We start from the raw sequence: 16,646 nt of genomic DNA, 5'->3' as shown, positions 1-16,646 counted from the left end.
GTGAGTGACCCGACGGGCCTGAACGAAGCTCTCGAGTACCACCTTGTGAACTCACTGGGTTGGACTGCTTTGCGGCCGCTCCAGCGAGCCGCAGTGCAGCCGATTCGTTCAGGATCCGACTGCTTGCTGCTCGCCCCGACTGCAGGCGGCAAGACTGAGGCTGCCATCTTTCCGCTGCTGTCCGACTTGATCGACCAGGATTGGAGCGGTCTTTCCATCCTCTACGTCACACCGCTCCGGGCCCTATTGAACAATCTCCAACCGCGCATTAACTCTTATTCTTCGTGGGTTGGCCGGCGCGCGGAACTCTGGCACGGGGACATAGGTCCGTCGGAGCGCAACCGCATTCTCAGCAATCCACCAGAGATCCTGCTGACGACGCCGGAATCGCTGGAATCCATGCTGGTGTCCCGACGCGTAGATCACCACTCCTTCTTCGCGAACATCCGGGCGATAGTTGTCGACGAAGTCCACGCATTCGCTGGAGATGACAGGGGATGGCATGTTCTTTCCGTCTTGGAACGTGTGCAGCGAATTGCCGGCAGACCGATCCAGCGCGTCGGGTTGTCAGCGACCGTTGGTAATCCACAGCAGATTCTGGACTGGCTGCAGGGGTCGGCCGTGTCCCAGGGGAAGCCCGCCGTGGTTGTTTCAGAAGAAGCCACGCAGACTCCTGACGTGGACATTGTGCTCGATTACGTCGGATCCATCGAGAACGCGGCTCAGGTCATTTCTCAACTGCACCGCGGAGAAAAGCGGCTCGCGTTCTGCGTCTCGCGGTCAGATTGCGAAGAACTGGCCTACGCATTGCGGCAGCGTGGCGTCACTGCCTTCGTCTCGCACGCTTCTCTGTCAGCCGACGAACGCAGGCTTAGCGAACGGGCTTTCGCGGAAAGTCGAGACTGTGTGATCGTTGCGACTTCCACGCTTGAGCTCGGGATCGACGTAGGCGACCTGGACCGCGTCATCCAAATGGATTCCACATGGACTGTTTCCTCATTTCTCCAGAGGCTGGGACGCACGGGGCGACGCGCGGGTGCGCGGCTCAATGCGCTGTTCCTGACCACCAACTACGACACACTACTTCGGGCGTCCGCTGTCCTGTTGCTCTGGAAGCGGGGCTTCGTGGAGGCCGTTGAACCACCGGCCGCTCCTAACCATATTGCTGCCCAGCAGCTCCTGGCCTTGGCTTTGCAGGAGGGGCAATTCGCCCCGGATGCATTGCAGAGTTGGTGGGGCGATCTGCCGGTCATGGACCAGGCGGAGGAAATTCTGAAGTTCCTCCGGGCCGAAGAGTTCCTGGCGGAGGACGGAGGACTTTTGTTTATCGGTCCTCAGGCGGAGAAGAAATTCGGTCGCCGCTACTTCATGGATCTTCTCAGTGCTTTCACTGCGGCGCCCGAACTGACCGTGATCGCGGGCCAACGCGAGATCGGTTCAGTTGCGCCAATTGGTTTGGTAGCGGCTGGTCCGGAGGGTGCTGCCCGGAAGCTGCTGCTTTCTGGTCGTTCGTGGCTGGTAGAGGCTGTGGATTGGGACAGGCATATTGTCCGCGTCAGCGAAATGACTGAGAAGGGTAGTTCGCGATGGCAATGTGGAAGCATCGCTGAGTCCTACGAGATGATGCAGGCCATGCGGGAGGTCCTGCTGGGCGCCACGCCCGACGTGCAAATCTCTAAGCGTGTCCAAGAGCACCTGCCACTGCTTCGAGCTGGTCACTCGGGAACCGTCGAAGAGTCCAGTCTGGTCCTTCAGCGTGCCGAAGAGACCCAAGTGTTTTGGACCTGGGCTGGGTTGAAAGCCAACCTCACCCTGCTGGCTGCGCTTGAGCTCAACGATGCGCGAGCCGATAACGCCATGGTCCGGCTTCCAGCATCCGTGACCGTTGCCGATATCCGTAACGCAGGGAGCCGCGTTGGCGACTCGCTGCCGTTTGTACCGCCGCAGATGATTCAGGGGCTGAAATTCTCTGCGGCGCTTCCACTGTCGTTGGCACAATCCACCCTGTCGAAACGTTTGAGCAACTCTAATGCGGCGGCCGCTATTGCCTCGTCCTCCATGACCGTGTCCTCCGGCACGGAAAGTATTGACCAAGAATGACCTGACGACGCCCAGTTCGGCCGTAAGTCAGCACACCGTCGGCCCGGCTGGTGGAATCTGCAGTGGACGTCGCCGTCGGTCCCCTACGTCGAGCATTCCGGTGCTTTAGCTGAGACGACAGCCGGTTCGTCTTCTCCCCTACACAAGATCACGACTGCCATTTTCATGTTTGGTGACCCTGCCTGGGTTTTGAGGCAGGCAAGACACTGCCACCCTTTGTGTTTCGAGCTCGCAACAGATGCCATCAATTCCCCCATGGAAGTTGGATATTCAAATACCGTCGCCTACACCGACGTTAGGACTTCAGGCCCGGCGTCGCCGGTCCAGGGAGCCCGATGCAAAGCAGCTGCAAAGACGCACACGGGCTAGAGAAAACTCGACATACTAGCGTCGCTTGCCAGTGCCTGGAGGTGACGATGGCGCAGCCCGAACACTTTCGGTGCCAAACTCAGGCAAACCGTAGTTCGGCCGAAACGGGCGGCGTATGCGGACCCGCTCCGCCTCCCGGCCGCCGCCCGTGCAACGCGGACCGGACTTCCACCTGTGTGCTGGGACGAGCGTCGACCCAGTAAGCAGCTGCTTCTCTTGCCCGCAGGAAGGGCATCGACCCATCCTTATCGGCTTGTCCGGTTCAGGTTCGATGACCACGGGTTTCATTTGTGCCTCGACCGCGGAGAACGACCATCCGGATGCCGAACAGTAGCGGCCTCGTGGACTCGTGTGATTCGGGATTCTGGCCATGTCAGCAAGCACGCCGAGGTGTTTTTCACACATTGGGCATTCCCGGCCATTTGAATTCACTGCGCCACCGCAGCAGCCGTCGCAAACACATCCGCCGGCATCGGCCGGTGCAGCTTCCACGTGATCGCGATCGGCTTCTCCCCCGTGTGCTGCACATAGTCCACCTGGCCAAGGCATGTGTACGGAACGGTCAGGCCGGTCTCGTCCTCTGAAGTATCCCGAGTGAAGATGAGGATCTTCGAGCCGTGCGCTGCCCGGTCCAGGTACCGCTTCCCCGTCGGGCTTCCCGGCGAGGTCGCGTTCTGTGATTCCCAGTGGAAAAGCTCCGGACTGATGGCATAGTCCTTGTACATCGTCGTAGCTGAGTGCTTCTTGTCGTCCTTGTTGAGCGTGACGAAGAAGGCGTCCGTGGACGTCGCGGGACACCATGCAACGCCTTCGCGGTGCTGAACTTTTTTGCCGAGCTCCAACGATCCGTACTGCAGCGCCGCCAGGACCTCTTCGCGCCGGTAGGTGGCGTGTGAGAGAAGCGGAACGTGCTGAAGCCCCGCACCCAATCCCTTAGCAGCGTGCTTGGACGCGGCCACGCCGAGCTGCACGATCTGGCGGATCTCGCGGCAGACAAACTGGTAGCCGCGCAGGTAGTCCAGGCCGGCGTCGTACGACGGGAAGCCACCCCCGTCGTCCCACACCGTGTAGAACAGCATGCGGGCGAACGTCTGCTCCCGCCTGCCCAGCTCCGCGTAGCGGGGCGCGTCGGCGCCGACGAGCATCGAGTACGCCGCGGCGCGTTCCGGATCATCCACATGGATCAGCGCGGCCATCCGGCCGAGGAGCTTCTTCTCGTCGGCGTCGGAGAGCTCTCGAATCCGGCCGCTAAGGACCGTCTCCAGCGGCGAAAACCCTTCAATCAAACCGGCCTGGCGAAGGTAGCCGGTCCACGAATCCTTGGTGGACCGGTAGATCGACTTCACGTCGTTCCCGGACCGCGCCAGGTAGGCCTCCAGCTCCGTCTCCGCGTAGGAGGCGATGTCCCGGACCAGCTGGGCGCGGTTGAACCGCAACTGCGCCTTGATGTTGTCCAGCACGACCTTCTGCGCCACCCGGTCCAGCACAATCTGGGAGCCCGACGGCAGGTACGGGAATTCGTCCTCAACAGCCTTCTCCAGTTCCTTGCGCCCGTAACCGGTGAGCGCCCGGTAGCGCAGATCGAAGCGGAACTCACGGCGCTGCTGCCCGATGAAGTCCATGACCGTCAGCACCGCCTTGCCCTCGGCGCGGCGCAGCCCGCGCCCCAGTTGCTGGAGGAAGATCGTGGCGCTCTGCGTGGGCCGGAGCATCAGGATGGTGTCCACCTGCGGCAGGTCCAGGCCCTCGTTGAATAGGTCGACGGCGAAGATGCAGTTGATCTCGCGTGCGGCGAGACGATTCAGCGCCGCCGCCCGGTCGGCGTCGTCGGTGCTGCCGTCAACCGCGACGGAGGCGATCCCGGCGCGGTTGAAGACCTCCGCCATGTAGTGGGCGTGCTGGACCGAGACGCAGAAGCCGATTGCCCGCATCTGCCCGGTGCTGGTGACCTTGTCACGGAGTTCGCGGATCACCTTGGCGGCGCGGGCGTCGTTGCCGGTATAGAGGTTGTTCAGCTGCGCGGTGTCGTAGTTGCCGCGCTTCCATTCCAGCTGGCTGAGGTCGACGTCGTCGGAGACACCGAAGTAGTGGAACGGCACCAGCAGATCCGCGTCTAGGGCGTCCCAGAGGCGCAGTTCACTGGCGGTGCGGCCGTCGAAGAACTGCTGGGCGACGTCGACGCCGTCGCCGCGTTCCGGCGTCGCGGTCAGTCCGAGGAACTGCTGCGGCCGCAGGTGGTCCCGCAGCCGGCGGTAGGTGGGCGCCATGGCGTGGTGGAATTCGTCGATGACCACGACGTCGAAGAAATCCGGCTCCAACTGCTCGATGCCGAGGGAGGCCAGCGACTGGACCGAGGCGAAGATGTGCTTCCACTGCTGCGGTTTGTGCTCTCCGACGTAGAGTTCGCCGAAGGCGCCGTCCTGCATGACGTCGCGGTAGGTTCGCATGGCCTGCTTGAGGATTTCCTGGCGGTGGGCGACAAAGAGCAGCTTCAGGTCCTTGCCCGCCGCTTCGCAGAGGCGCTTGTAGTCCAGGGCGGCGATGACGGTCTTGCCGGTGCCAGTGGCTGCGACGACAAGGTTATGGTTGAAGCCCTTGAGCCGTTCGGCTTCAAGGTCTTCGAGCATCTCCTCCTGGTGGAGGAAGGGCTGGAGTTCGAGGCCGGTGGCTGCCCCGGGGACCGCGGTGCGTCGTCCGCCGTTGCGTTCCAGGGCGGCGTCCAGTTTTTCGCCGTCGCGTTCGGGATCGTAGCTCTGGAAGGCGCGCTGCTCCCAGTAGCTGTCGAAGGTGACCTCGAACTTTTGCAGCAGGGTGGGCGTACCGACGGAGCTCAGCCGGACGTTCCATTCCAGGCCATCCAGGAGCGCGGCCTGGCTGAGGTTGGAGCTGCCGACGTAGGCGGTGTCGAAGCCGGAGTTGCGGCGGAACAGCCAGGCCTTGGCGTGCAGGCGGGTGGCCTGGGTTTCGTAGTTGATCTTCACCTCGGCGCCGTAGCGATTGACGAGTTCGTCGATGGCGCGGCGTTCGGTGGCCCCCATGTAAGTGGTGGTGATGACCCTTAGGCGGGCGCCGCGCTCCTTGAGTTGCTGCAGAGCTGGTTCGAGGAGCCGCAGTCCGGTCCAGCGGACGAAGGCGCAGAGCAGGTCGACGGTGTTGGCTGATTCGATCTCCGTCCTGAGCTCCGCCGCGAGGTTGGGATCGTCCTTGCTGTTGGTGAGCAGTGCGGAGTCGCTTAGTTTCGTGGTGGGACGGCGGAGGTTGCGACGCTTGAGGGTGTCCGGGCGGTGGAGCGAATGGAGTTGGGTGGGACCATCGGCGATGCGGTCTCCGGTGTTCAGTTCCTGGAGGAGCTTGTTGGCGAGGACCACGCGGTCGGCGGGTCTGACCGCGGCCAAGGCCCGCCGGACGGCGTCTGCTACGTGGCGGGAGAGGATGTCCGGGGAGTCTTCGTCTTCTATGTCTGCGAAGACGGGCTGGAGGTCGGCTTCACGGCCCAGATGGACTCCAAGGGCATCCGTGTTAAGAAGTTCGTACAAGCCCTCGGGCAGTTGCTCCGCGGCCACTCCCCCAACGAAATTAGTCACTGCGCCAGGCTACTTCACCACACCGTTCACCTGCGCATCTCTGGACGGGCTATTATTGCGCGCCCCAGACACCGCTGAAGTGGCGGCGCAAGCCCACTTTCCTCGGCCTGAGAGTCGTGAAGGTCACGGCAGGCTCAGACTCGACCCGAAACAGTGAACGGAATATCAACCTCCTCGGAAGCCGGCCCGTCACCCTGCACGGCGACGGATGTGGACGATCCCTGTTCACGGTTTCCCGAAGCTCCCGCAGAACATTGCCGTCCTCCGCAAATTCTCCTCAAGGTTCAGAAGACACCTCGCAGGCGACCAACCCGACCATACCGGGTTAATCAAAGTATCCATGCCATGCTTCATCCTGGGCCCGACACAGAGTCAAACAATGAAGAGCCGCTACAGGAAAATACCTCACCCGTCATTCGGGTATTGTGTGCGATTGCCCCCGTTCGATGCGTCCATTGGCCGGGAGGGAACCGTCGGGGACGAGTGATACCACCCGATTCCCACCTGACCACTGACTCGTTGGCTCAAAACGCCTCCGAACTTTGCGCATCCGAATCACACACTGGGGCTAACAGGCAGCAACATATTGGGGGATACATGTTTGTATTGATCGTGGTTGGCGCAAATCTTGTCTTTTTATGCACAGCGAGTCAACGATGGTCAACCATGTCTGACACAAACGAAAGCTGGGGCGTTCGAGCGTCCACTTTGCTTAGACACAGTGTCTTCACTGCTGCTGTGCACCTGTTGCTTGTTGCTGGCTTGCAGCAAGCAGGGTGGATGCCGGACTCGACAGCCACCGTCACGTTCCTCGCGTGGACCGCGGTCGTCGGCGTGTTCGCCTTAGCTCGCTGGTCCATCGGCAACCAGACAATGCGCAGCGGCCATGCGAACCTCCCGGCATTGATGTTGCAGCAGAACAGTAAGCGCCTTCGCAACCTGATACGTCATGTCATGGCTGTGTACCACCTCGGAGCAGATCCAGAATGGAAACCAGCTAGATCTCACCAATGGGTCTCGCGACGCTGGCGTCTGGTCTTTTGGGCAGCGGCAGTGGGGTTGGCCATTATGGCTGTCAGAGGACTGCCTTCGCAGAGCGAGGCTTTGGGGATCACGACGATAAATTTTGTGGTTCTCCTGGGCAGTTCTGCTCTCGTATCGATTTGCGTGCCAGCTTTCATTACTTGGCTAGCCTTTGGGCTGGTTCTAGGCTCCGGATCAGGTAGAGGCGCTTTATCCAAGGCTGGCGATTTGGCGGGGCGTGGAGTGGTGGCCGGGGCGATAACCGGCGTCCTGACCGTAGCGTCATCTATTGTCCTCCCGGTGGATCCGACCATCGAAAAATTCTTGTCGACCGACTTCATCATCAATTGTTCGGTTCTTGGATCCATGGTCGGGTTCGGAATCGCAGGCTTCATTCTCATATGGAATTCAGCGTCCACTACGGCGAACGGCTGGTTTGGAAGCATTAGCGTGAACATTGCTCTCCCCGTGGCGACCTACGTAACGGCGGCTGCCTTGAGCCCCTCAGCCGTCATGTTGGCGCTGAGCGGTCGCTTGACCAGGGGGCTCTCCCTGCCCGATAACCCTGAAACGTACATGAGCGATGCCGGCTTTGATTGGCGTGTCACATTGATTGGCCAGGAACAATTAATCGCTGCAATGGTCCCAGATCGGATAGAGATAACCACCGCCGTCGCAATTATCTGCTTCCTCAATTTGCTCTTACGCTTGCTGTCGGCGCACCTTTCGACCGGAGCGCCTCAATATAGGGAAGGGGCTGCTCGGGCTTTGGCCAACCGGCGGGTTGGGGCCAAAAGCAGTAGAAGTAGCATTTGAGATGAAGGCCCTCCCGTTCGACCTCGAGGAAGCCGCGATGATCGACGGCTGCACCAAGTGGCAGGCGTTCCGCCGCGTGCTGCTGCCGCTCGCCGCGCCCGGCGTGTTCACCACCGCGATCCTGACCTTCATCCACAACTGGAACGAATTCATCATCGCGCTGTCCATGATCAACGACCCCAAGATCCAGACCGCCACGGTGGCGATCTCCAAGTTCACCGGCGCCACCGAATTCCAGGCGCCGTTCGGCGAGCAGATGGCCGCCGGCGTGATCGTCACCGTGCCGCTGGTGATCATGGTGCTGGTCTTCCAGCGCAGGATCGTCGAAGGCCTCACCGCGGGCACCGGCAAATGAGCCCTGCTTTGGTTGAAGAGACCGTCCTGGCCCCGGCCGCCTGGTGGGAATCAGCGGCGATCTACCAGGTCTATCCGCGCTCCTTCGCGGACGGCGACGGCGACGGCGTGGGCGACCTCGCCGGGCTGAACGCCCGGCTGCCGTACATCGCAGCGCTCGGGGTCGACGGCATCTGGATGACCCCGTTCCAGCCGTCCCCGCAGGTGGATCAGGGCTACGACGTGAGCGACTACTGCTGCGTGGACCCGCTGTTCGGCACCATGGAACAGTTCGATGCTTTGCTGGAACTGGCGCATTCGCTGGGGCTGCGGGTGCTGCTCGACGTCGTCCCCAACCACTGCTCCTCGGAGCACCCGCTGTTCCAGGCTGCTTTGGCGGCCGGGCCGGGTGCCCCGGAACGGGACATGTTCCACTTTGTCGAAGGGATCGACGCCGACACCCCGCCGAACAACTGGCAGAGCGTGTTCGGCGGCCGGGCCTGGAGCCGGGCGAATCCTTCGTCCGAGACAGATCTCGACTGGTACCTGCACCTCTTCTCCGCCGGGCAGCCGGACTGGAACTGGCGGAACCCTGCGGTGGGCGACTACTTCGACGGCGTGCTGCGATTTTGGTTCGACAAGGGCGTGGACGGCCTCCGGATCGACGTCGCGCATGCACTCTTCAAGGCCGAGGGTCTGCCGGATTCGCCGTCGGAGGGCGGGGTGGTGGACGGGCTTCGGTCCAATCCGCAGGTCTCCGACCAGGAAGAAGTCCACGAGGTTTACCGCCGGTGGCGCACCCTCGCGGAGCAGTATGAACCGCACCGCCTGCTGGTGGGCGAGGTGAACCTGGAACCGGCCCGAGCCGCACGGTTCACCCGCAGCGACCAGATGCAGCAGGCCTTCGCGTTCGCGTTCGTGAAGCTCGGCTGGGACCCGGAGGCGTGGGCCGCCGTCGGGAACGAGCTCGAGGCTGCCCGCCAACTGCACGGCGCGACCCCCACCTGGGCGCTGGAAAACCACGACATTGTCCGGTCCGTGAAGCGCTTTGGCGGCGGCAACGTGGGCGCCCTGCGGGCCCGGGCCGCGCTGGTGGCGCTACTGGGCCTGCCCGGCCCGGCGTACATCTACCAGGGCCAGGAACTCGGGCTACCCGAGGTTGATGTCCCGCTGGCGGCCAGGGTTGATCCCATGTGGGCCCGCGGCGGAGTGTGCCGCGACGGCGCCCGCATTCCCCTGCCCTGGACCGAGGACCCCGCGTTGAGCCACGGATTCTCGCTGGCCGGGACGGCGGACGAGCCGTGGCTCCCGGTCCCCGCGGGCTGGGGCCGCCACGCCGTCGAGCTGCAGGAACAGGACTCGGAGTCCGTGCTGAATCTGACCAAGGCTGCCCTAACGCTGCGTCGGAAGCTGTGGAGCGACGAGGCCTTCACCGCGGACGACGGCGGCACTTGGCGTGTCGAGGCGGGGAACCTGCTGATCTGCGAACGCAGCGCGGACTTCTTCGTCGCCGTCGCGATGGGGTCTGAACCCGTGAAGCTCCCGGCCGGAACGGTGCTGCTCAGCGCCATCCCGCTGGACGAGGACGGCTGGTTGCAGCCCAACAACGCCGCGTGGGTGCTGCAGGACTGACTCACACCCGTTGCGCTATCACCTATGGCTGTTCCCAGCCCTTGAGAAGGACCATAGGTGATAGCGCATCCGGGACGCTGGGTGACGCCGTCGCGCCTACCCGCGTTGGGCGATATTGATGATGTTGCCCTCGCTGTCCAGGAACCAGGCGGCCTTCCCCCACTCGGCGGTGGCAACCCCGTTCTCTGTCTTCAGGCCGGGAAAGTCGTAATCCTCAAAGACGACGCCGCGGCCTCGCAGCTCCGCCATCTCGGCTTCGAGGTTGTCCGTTTCCCAGCCCATCTGGGTGTTCTTGGCTGAACCCGCGTTGTCTGTCTGGTACACGAGGAAGCGGGTTCCCTGGCCGCAGCTGTACATCAGGCTGCCCTCCTCCATTGATTCGGAGGGTTCGATACCCAGCTTGTCCCGGTAGAAATCCTTCGCCCTGTTGATGTCCTTCGCGGGCAGGACGGCCATGATGTTTGAATCCGCGAGCATGATGATTCCCTTCAGTGCGTCAACGACGGCGCTGGCGTCGCCCCCCTGGTGTCGGTCTCCGGAACCCTTGTCCGGAGCCCGTGACCGCCCCTCGCGCCGAACCGGGGCGGCCACCTGGGACCTCTTCAACGCCGCGCCACCCATCACCGGCGCAAGGGGCCCCCGAAGCTTATGGGGCCATTATGGACCGGCGGACCCTGCGGAAATAGAGGGCGCTGGCCGGCGGCCGCACCGTGCCGCCCGGGTGCTGCGGGATCAGCCCTGGCCGTGGCAAAGTTGCCGGCATGGCAACCTTTGATCAGTCCAGTGACCTCCAGGGTGCACACTTCACCGACGTGGACCTGCGGGGCGCCCGGTTCGTCCGCTCCGACCTGTCCGGCGCGGTGCTGCGCGCGGTCGACGTGACCGGGGCGGACATCGACGCACCGTGGTTGGCCGACGGCGGCGGCGCCCTGCGCGTCAACGGCGTCGACGTCGTCCCCTTGGTCGAGGCAGAACTCAACCGCCGCTTTCCCGGCCGCGCCCAACGCCGCGCCGGTGATCCGGAGGGGCTGCGTGCCGCGTGGGCCGTACTGGAGCGGACCTGGCGATCAACGGTGGAGCGGGTCGCGGCGATGCCGGCCGGCACGGTCGACATCTCGGTGGACGGCGAGTGGTCGTTCGCCCAGACCCTGCGCCACCTGGTCATGGCCACGGACACGTGGCTTCGGAAAGCAATCCTGGAGATCGACGAGCCGTATCACCCGATCGGCCAACCCAACGCCGAGTACGAGACCGACGGTTACGATCTGGCAGTCTTCGCGAGTGTCCCGCCGTCGTATGCCGAGGTGCTCGAGGTCCGCGCCCAGAGGGCCGCCAGGGTGCGCGACTTCCTCGCCGCTGTCACCGAGGCGGAGCTGTCCGCGTCCCGCCGGAACCCGTGGGGTCCCGAGCACGCGGTGACCGTTCGCTCGTGCCTGCACACCATCCTCAACGAGGAGTGGGAGCACCACCGCTACGCCGTCCGTGACCTGGATGTCATTCAGGCGGGCTTCACCGGCTAGGAGGCCTCGGCGTCGGCCGCACCGGGGGCGGGTTCGCGGCCGGTCACGGTTTTGATGATGGTCCAGCCGACGGCGGTGATCGGAACCGCCAGCAGGGCCCCGATCACACCGGCCAGCATGGTCCCGGCGGCCAGGGCCAGCAGGATGGCGAGGCCGTGGATGGACAGCACCTTGCCCATCAGGACCGGCTGCAGGAAGTGGTGTTCGAGCTGGTTCACGCCGACGACGACCGCGAGCACGATGAGGGCCGAGACCGGGCCGTTGGAGATCAGCGCCACGGCGACGGCCAGCGTCCCGGCGGCGGTGGAACCGACAATCGGGATGAATCCGCCGATGAACACGAAGACGCCGAGGGGCAGTGCGAGCGGGACACCCAGGATGGCGAGGGCCACCCCGACGATGAGCCCGTTGGAGGCTGCGACGAGGGCGGTACCGCGGACATAACCGCCCAGGACGACGGCGGACCGGTCCGCGGCAAGGTGTGCGGTGGCGCGGTGGGCGGCGGGCAGGAAGCCGATGAGGAAGTCCCGGATCTTTGACCCGTCTTTGAGCAGGAAGAACAGGGTGACAGCCATGAGGATCATGGCCACCAGGATCTCCCCGACCGTCCGCACCCCGGTGAGCGCCTCGGAGCCGAAGGAACTGGAGGTGAAGAACTTCTGCACGGATTCACGGGTTGTATTGATCTGCTCGTCGCTGACCGGGATCGGGCCGGTGTTCAGGAAGGTGTGCAGCTGGTCGACGCCGGCCACGGCCTTTTGGCTCAGTTCCTTCCACTGGCTGCGGACCAGGAACACGATGCCCGTGACGACGCCGCCGAACACGGCAACGATCGCAAGGAACGAGGCAGCAACGGCCAGGGCCCGCGGGAAACCGTGGCCCGCGAGCCAGCGGACCAGTGGCGCGATAGCCGCAGCGAGGATCACGGCGATCGTGGCGGGAATGATGACCAGCGGAACCCGGGTGAGGGTCCACAGGACGGCCCAGGCTAAGGCGGCCACAGCAAGGACCTGGAGGGACCGGATGCTGGCGCGACCGAGGCTGTCGGTCCAGATCGCCGGCAGCCCGGCGCGGGTATCAGGCATGTGTTGTCCTCTTTCGCTTGGCGCTGCGGGGCGGCAGTCGCCGCACCACAATCGGCCCTCCGATCATATGTGCGGAGCCTGGATGGTCGGGCCCACGGCGGCTCAAGGCACAATGGACGAATGCCCCTCACAACCTTTGCCCTCATCCGCCATGGCCAGACCGACTGGAATGCGCAGCGCCGGCTGCAGGGTTCCACCGACATTCCGCTGAACGACGTCGGCCGCGGCCAGGCGCGCGACGCCGTCGCGGTGCTGGCGGCGCACGAGTGGGACGCCGTCGTCTCCTCGCCACTAAGCCGTGCCGCGGAGACCGCCGAGCTGATCGCGGCCGGGCTGGGGCTCAGGGTGGCCAGGCGCGTCCCGGAACTCACCGAGCGCTCCTTCGGGCCGGCCGAGGGCCTGCAGGCGGGACCGGAGCTGGAGGCCTTGCGCATCCCCGGCGGTTTCCGCGGCGCCGAGAGCGACGACGACGCCGCGGACCGCGGGGTGGGCGCACTGGAAGCGCTGGCGGACGAGTTCCGCGGCGGCCGCGTCCTGGTGGTGGCGCACGGTTCGCTGCTCCGGGTGAGCCTCAGCCGGGTAGTGGGCCGTCCGCTGCCGAGCATCGACAATGCCGCGCTCAACCTGGCCCACCATCACGACGTCGACGGCTGGCAGCTCGAATACCTCAACGGCGAGCGGCTCCCGGCCGACGTAAGCGTCTGAGCCCGAGCATCGGACGCCGACGCCTCCGGCTACGGCCGCCCGGTCACCCGCTCCCCCAGCAGCGGCGCGAAGAACGTCCCTAGCTCCGCCGTCGCCGTCAACGGCAAAACGGTGGCCGCGTACTGGTCCGGGCGGACTACCACGATGACGCCGCCGCGGTCCAGGCCGCGCTGCTCGAAGATGTCCGCCCGCGGATCCGCGGCGTAGACCTTCTCAAGGTAGTTGAGCTGGAACGGGCCCACCTGCGGCTTGAACACGGCCGGTACGGCGCTGATGTCCACGCTGGTGTGGTCCTGCTGGTAGATGACCCTGAGGTCGAACCATGCATCACGGTCCAAGCCCTCGGGGGTGGCGGCCAACGGCGAGTCCGGCGCATTTGCCAGCCAGTCGGCCAGGGCCGTGGTGGGCGACGGCGCGCCGGCCGCAGCCCCGTCCGCGAAGACGTAGATCCGCCACCGGCCGTCGGCCGTGGCCTGGTGGCCCAGGTGCAGCGGGTTGGTGTCACAGACCCGCACCACGGGCGCGGACTTGAAGCGCTTGCCGATGGGGAAACCCGTGGCCAGCTCCTGGTGCGCCGGCTCGCCGATCAGCATGGACGGGGCGTACTGGGTCATAAAGCCTGCCGGGAACTCGGCGGTGCTGACGTAGAAGTCCTCGAGCTGGGAGGGGCTGTCGAACTCCTCCGGCTTCTTCGCCATCAGCGTCGACCATTCCTTGTCGAAGTCGATGAGGTTCTTCGCGACAACCTGCCGCTCGGCCGAGTACGTGGCCAGCAGGCTCTCCGGGCTGCGGCCCTCCAGCACGTGCCCGAGCTTCCAGCCGATGTTGAAGCCGTCCTGCATGGAGACGTTCATGCCCTGCCCGGCCTTGGCGCTGTGGGTGTGGCAGGCGTCGCCGGTGATGAACACCCGCGGGGTGCGGGTGCCGCGGTCCTCCGGGCGGACGTCGTCGAACCGGTCGGTGAGCCGGTGGCCCACCTCGTAGACGCTGTGCCAGGCGACGTTGCGGACGTCGAGGGTGTAGGGGTGGATGATGGCGTTGGCCTTGGCGATGATCTGGTCGATGCTGGTGCTGCGCACCGCGCCGGCGTCGGTCTCCGGGACCACGCCCAGGTCCACGTACATCCGGAACAAGTGGCCGCCCTCGCGCGGGATCAGCAGGATGCTGCCGCCGCTGCCCGAGGTGATGGCGCATTTGGTCCGGATGTCCGGGAAGTCGGTGTTGGCCAGCACGTCCATCACCCCCCAGGCGTGGTTGGCCTTGTCGCCGGCCATGGTGCAGCCGATCGAGTCCCGCACCTTGCTCCGGGCGCCGTCCGCGCCCACGACGTATTTGGCCCGGACGGTGCGCTCGGCGCCGGCGTCGGGTCCGGAGGTGTGCGCGAGCGTCACGGTGACGGGGTACTCCCCCTCGCCGACTTCCAGGGTCTTGAATTCGTAGCCGTAGTCCGGCGTCATCCGCGTGGGGGCGTTGGCCATGACCTCGGCGAAGTAGTCCAGGACGCGGGCCTGGTTGACGATCAGGTGCGGGAACTCGCTGATCCCGGCCGGGTCGTCGAGGGTGCGGGCGGCGCGGACAATGCGGGACGGATCCTTGGGGTCCGGCTTCCAGAACGCCATCTCGGTGATGCGGTACGCCTCGGCTATGATCCGCTCGGCGAAGCCGAAGGCCTGGAACGTCTCCACGCTGCGGGCCTGGATGCCGTCCGCCTGGCCGATCGCTAGCCGGCCGGGCCGGCGCTCCACGATTCGCGTGGTGACGCCGGGGAACTGGGAGAGCTGGGCAGCCGCGACCATGCCGGCGGGACCGGTGCCGACAATCAGGACGTCGACGACGTCGGGAAGTTCGGCGGGCCGGTCAATGCCGACGTCGGCAGCGGGCTGAACCCGCGGGTCCCCGGATACGTAACCGTGGTGGTGGAAATGCACGGGCTGTCCTCACTTCTTTGTAGGGTTGGCTGCCGCCGTGTGTTCGATAATAGAACTTCCTGTTCGATTATCGAATCGCTGCCTTGACTATAGGCGTCGCGTGAGGGTGCGGGCAACTTTTCTGTGGTTCCGCTCACACACTGGACCCAGCTCTTCCACTCGTCAAGATGTCCCGGCGCCGGCCTATGCCGGCCGGCGCTCCCGCCACAGCAGCGACACCACAAACACCACCGCGCCGAGGCCCAGCATGACAAAGACCATCAGCCCCCAGTTCGCCTGGGTCACGCCGGTGCCATAGAAGATGCCGATCAGGACGGTCGCGGTGATCGCGCCCAGGTAACGGCAGGTCTGGTAGATCCCGGCCGCCACCCCCCGCTCCTCCAGCCGGGTGGACAGGTACATGCCCTGGCTCGAGGCGATGCTGACCACGCAATAAGGCACGCCCAGTAGCGCCGTCATCGCCAGCACCAGCGGAGCGGCCAGCGATGCGGTCAGCAGCCACATGGTGCCCGACGCCGCGATTAGCAGTACGACGCCGGCGATCAGCACCCGCCGCACGCCGAACCGGTCGATGGCGCGGACCGCGAAGGGTGTCCCGACCACCGAGATGGCGGCGAGCGGCAGCATCAGCAGGCCCACGATGCCCGGGTCGTACCCGCCGGCGGTCTGCAGCAGCTGCGGCAGGCCGAAGAACGCGAAGTAGTAAACGCCGTTGAACAGCGCGAAGCCCAGGTAGACCAGCAGCAGCGGCCGGTTGCGGCCGAGCAGCCGCAGGTCCAGGAAGGGCGGGCTGAAGCGCAGCTCCCGCAGGGCGAACAGCGCTGCGAGCAGCAAGCCTGCGCCGAGCAGCCACCACCGGTAGGCCGGCAGCACGTTGAGCAGCGCCATCATCACCAGCACGAGGGCGCAGATGAACGCGCCGATGCCGGGCAGGTCCGAGTCGCGCAGCAATTCCGACACCCGGCCGCGTTCGCGTTCCTTGTCCGCCGGGGCGAACCGCCGGACCACCAGGATCGCCGCCAGGGCGAGCGGGACGTTGATCAGGAACAGCGCCTCCCAGCCCACCAGGCTCACCAGCAGGCCGCCCACCACCGGCCCGACGGCGGCCGCGGAGGTGTTGGCCATCTGGATCCGGCCCAGCGGTCGGGTGGAATTGACGTTCGCCTGCCGCGCCAGGGCCGCCACCATCACCACGGCGCTGGGGTACGCCGTCGCGGTCCCGAGGGCCATAAACGCCCGCGCCACGCAGAGCAGCGCGAAGTTCGGCGCCAACGGGGCCAGCGCGCACGTCACCGCCACCAGTGCCATGCCGAGCAGGAACAGCCGGCGCGGTCCGAAGCGGTCGGCGAGCCGTCCCATCAGCGGCTGGCCCGCCGCGGAGGTGAGGTAGAAGGAGGTGACCACCCAGGTGACCGTGGCGACGTCGAGCGCGAAATCCGCGCGCAGCACCACCAGCGCCACGGCGATCATCGAGGAGTTCAGCGGGTTCAGCGCCGTGCCGAGGCTGAGCCCTGCGATGGCGACGCCGGTCCGGGAAGAGTTGCTCACGGC

10 protein-coding genes and 1 pseudogene are annotated in these 16,646 nt (G+C 65.2%); 6 read left to right on the top strand and 5 right to left on the bottom strand.

Annotation, left to right across the window (positions count from 1 at the left end; genetic code table 11):
• On the top strand, nucleotides 1-2,100 hold the full coding sequence (locus ABLI39_RS09355) for a DEAD/DEAH box helicase (protein WP_349413139.1): 2,100 nt from the start codon (nucleotides 1-3) through the stop codon (nucleotides 2,098-2,100).
• A gap of 797 nt (nucleotides 2,101-2,897) precedes the next feature.
• On the opposite strand, the gene ABLI39_RS09350 is transcribed toward ABLI39_RS09355, so the two are convergent.
• Nucleotides 2,898-6,053 (bottom strand): DEAD/DEAH box helicase, encoded by a 3,156-nt coding sequence (locus ABLI39_RS09350; protein WP_349413138.1) that lies wholly within the window; start codon nucleotides 6,051-6,053, stop codon nucleotides 2,898-2,900.
• Nucleotides 6,054-6,650: 597 nt separating this feature from the next.
• Here ABLI39_RS09350 and ABLI39_RS09345 point away from each other — a divergent pair.
• The 3 genes and pseudogenes from ABLI39_RS09345 (at nucleotide 6,651) to ABLI39_RS09335 (ending at nucleotide 9,857) form a co-directional block, all read left to right on the top strand.
• Nucleotides 6,651-7,892, top strand: coding sequence for a hypothetical protein (locus tag ABLI39_RS09345; RefSeq protein WP_349413137.1), 1,242 nt, complete (start codon nucleotides 6,651-6,653; stop codon nucleotides 7,890-7,892).
• Nucleotides 7,893-7,896: 4 nt separating this feature from the next.
• Nucleotides 7,897-8,247: pseudogene (locus ABLI39_RS09340) on the top strand (carbohydrate ABC transporter permease); the annotation flags it as partial.
• Between the two features lie 8 nt (nucleotides 8,248-8,255).
• A complete protein-coding gene (locus ABLI39_RS09335) occupies nucleotides 8,256-9,857 on the top strand; it encodes an alpha-amylase family glycosyl hydrolase (protein ID WP_349413136.1) in 1,602 nt (533 codons plus the stop codon).
• 96 nt (nucleotides 9,858-9,953) lie between these two features.
• Here the strand turns inward: ABLI39_RS09335 and ABLI39_RS09330 are convergent, their stop codons facing one another.
• Entirely contained in the window at nucleotides 9,954-10,334 is a 381-nt protein-coding gene (locus ABLI39_RS09330) for a VOC family protein (RefSeq protein WP_349413135.1), read from the bottom strand.
• A gap of 284 nt (nucleotides 10,335-10,618) precedes the next feature.
• Between ABLI39_RS09330 and ABLI39_RS09325 the strand changes: the two genes are divergently transcribed.
• The gene (locus ABLI39_RS09325) at nucleotides 10,619-11,377 is read left to right on the top strand and encodes a DinB family protein (protein ID WP_349413134.1); all 759 of its coding nucleotides are present in this window, start codon (nucleotides 10,619-10,621) and stop codon (nucleotides 11,375-11,377) included.
• On the opposite strand, the gene ABLI39_RS09320 is transcribed toward ABLI39_RS09325, so the two are convergent.
• Nucleotides 11,374-12,462, bottom strand: coding sequence for an AI-2E family transporter (locus ABLI39_RS09320; RefSeq protein ID WP_349413133.1), 1,089 nt, complete (start codon nucleotides 12,460-12,462; stop codon nucleotides 11,374-11,376). The genes ABLI39_RS09325 and ABLI39_RS09320 overlap by 4 nt on opposite strands.
• Nucleotides 12,463-12,582: 120 nt before the next feature.
• Between ABLI39_RS09320 and ABLI39_RS09315 the strand changes: the two genes are divergently transcribed.
• Entirely contained in the window at nucleotides 12,583-13,167 is a 585-nt protein-coding gene (locus ABLI39_RS09315) for a histidine phosphatase family protein (protein ID WP_349413132.1), read from the top strand.
• 29 nt (nucleotides 13,168-13,196) lie between these two features.
• Here ABLI39_RS09315 and ABLI39_RS09310 read toward each other — a convergent pair whose 3' ends face one another.
• A complete protein-coding gene (locus ABLI39_RS09310) occupies nucleotides 13,197-15,095 on the bottom strand; it encodes an FAD-binding monooxygenase (protein ID WP_349413131.1) in 1,899 nt (632 codons plus the stop codon).
• 183 nt (nucleotides 15,096-15,278) lie between these two features.
• On the bottom strand, nucleotides 15,279-16,643 hold the full coding sequence (locus tag ABLI39_RS09305; RefSeq protein WP_349413130.1) for an MFS transporter: 1,365 nt from the start codon (nucleotides 16,641-16,643) through the stop codon (nucleotides 15,279-15,281).
• Nucleotides 16,644-16,646 lie beyond the last annotated feature (3 nt).

The organism is Pseudarthrobacter sp. B907, from assembly GCF_040137805.1.
Lineage (GTDB): Bacteria > Actinomycetota > Actinomycetes > Actinomycetales > Micrococcaceae > Arthrobacter.
This window is presented reverse-complemented; position numbering and strand designations above follow the sequence as displayed.

What these genes read in the sequence shown, in the direction of transcription:
- ABLI39_RS09325 (WP_349413134.1), top strand. Translation starts at nt 10,619, where the DNA reads ATGGCAACCTTTGATCAGTCCAGTGACCTCCAGGGTGCACACTTCACC.
- ABLI39_RS09315 (WP_349413132.1), top strand. Translation starts at nt 12,583, where the DNA reads ATGCCCCTCACAACCTTTGCCCTCATCCGCCATGGCCAGACCGACTGG.
- ABLI39_RS09320 (WP_349413133.1), bottom strand. Translation starts at nt 12,462, where the DNA reads ATGCCTGATACCCGCGCCGGGCTGCCGGCGATCTGGACCGACAGCCTC.
- ABLI39_RS09345 (WP_349413137.1), top strand. Translation starts at nt 6,651, where the DNA reads ATGTTTGTATTGATCGTGGTTGGCGCAAATCTTGTCTTTTTATGCACA.
- ABLI39_RS09330 (WP_349413135.1), bottom strand. Translation starts at nt 10,334, where the DNA reads ATGCTCGCGGATTCAAACATCATGGCCGTCCTGCCCGCGAAGGACATC.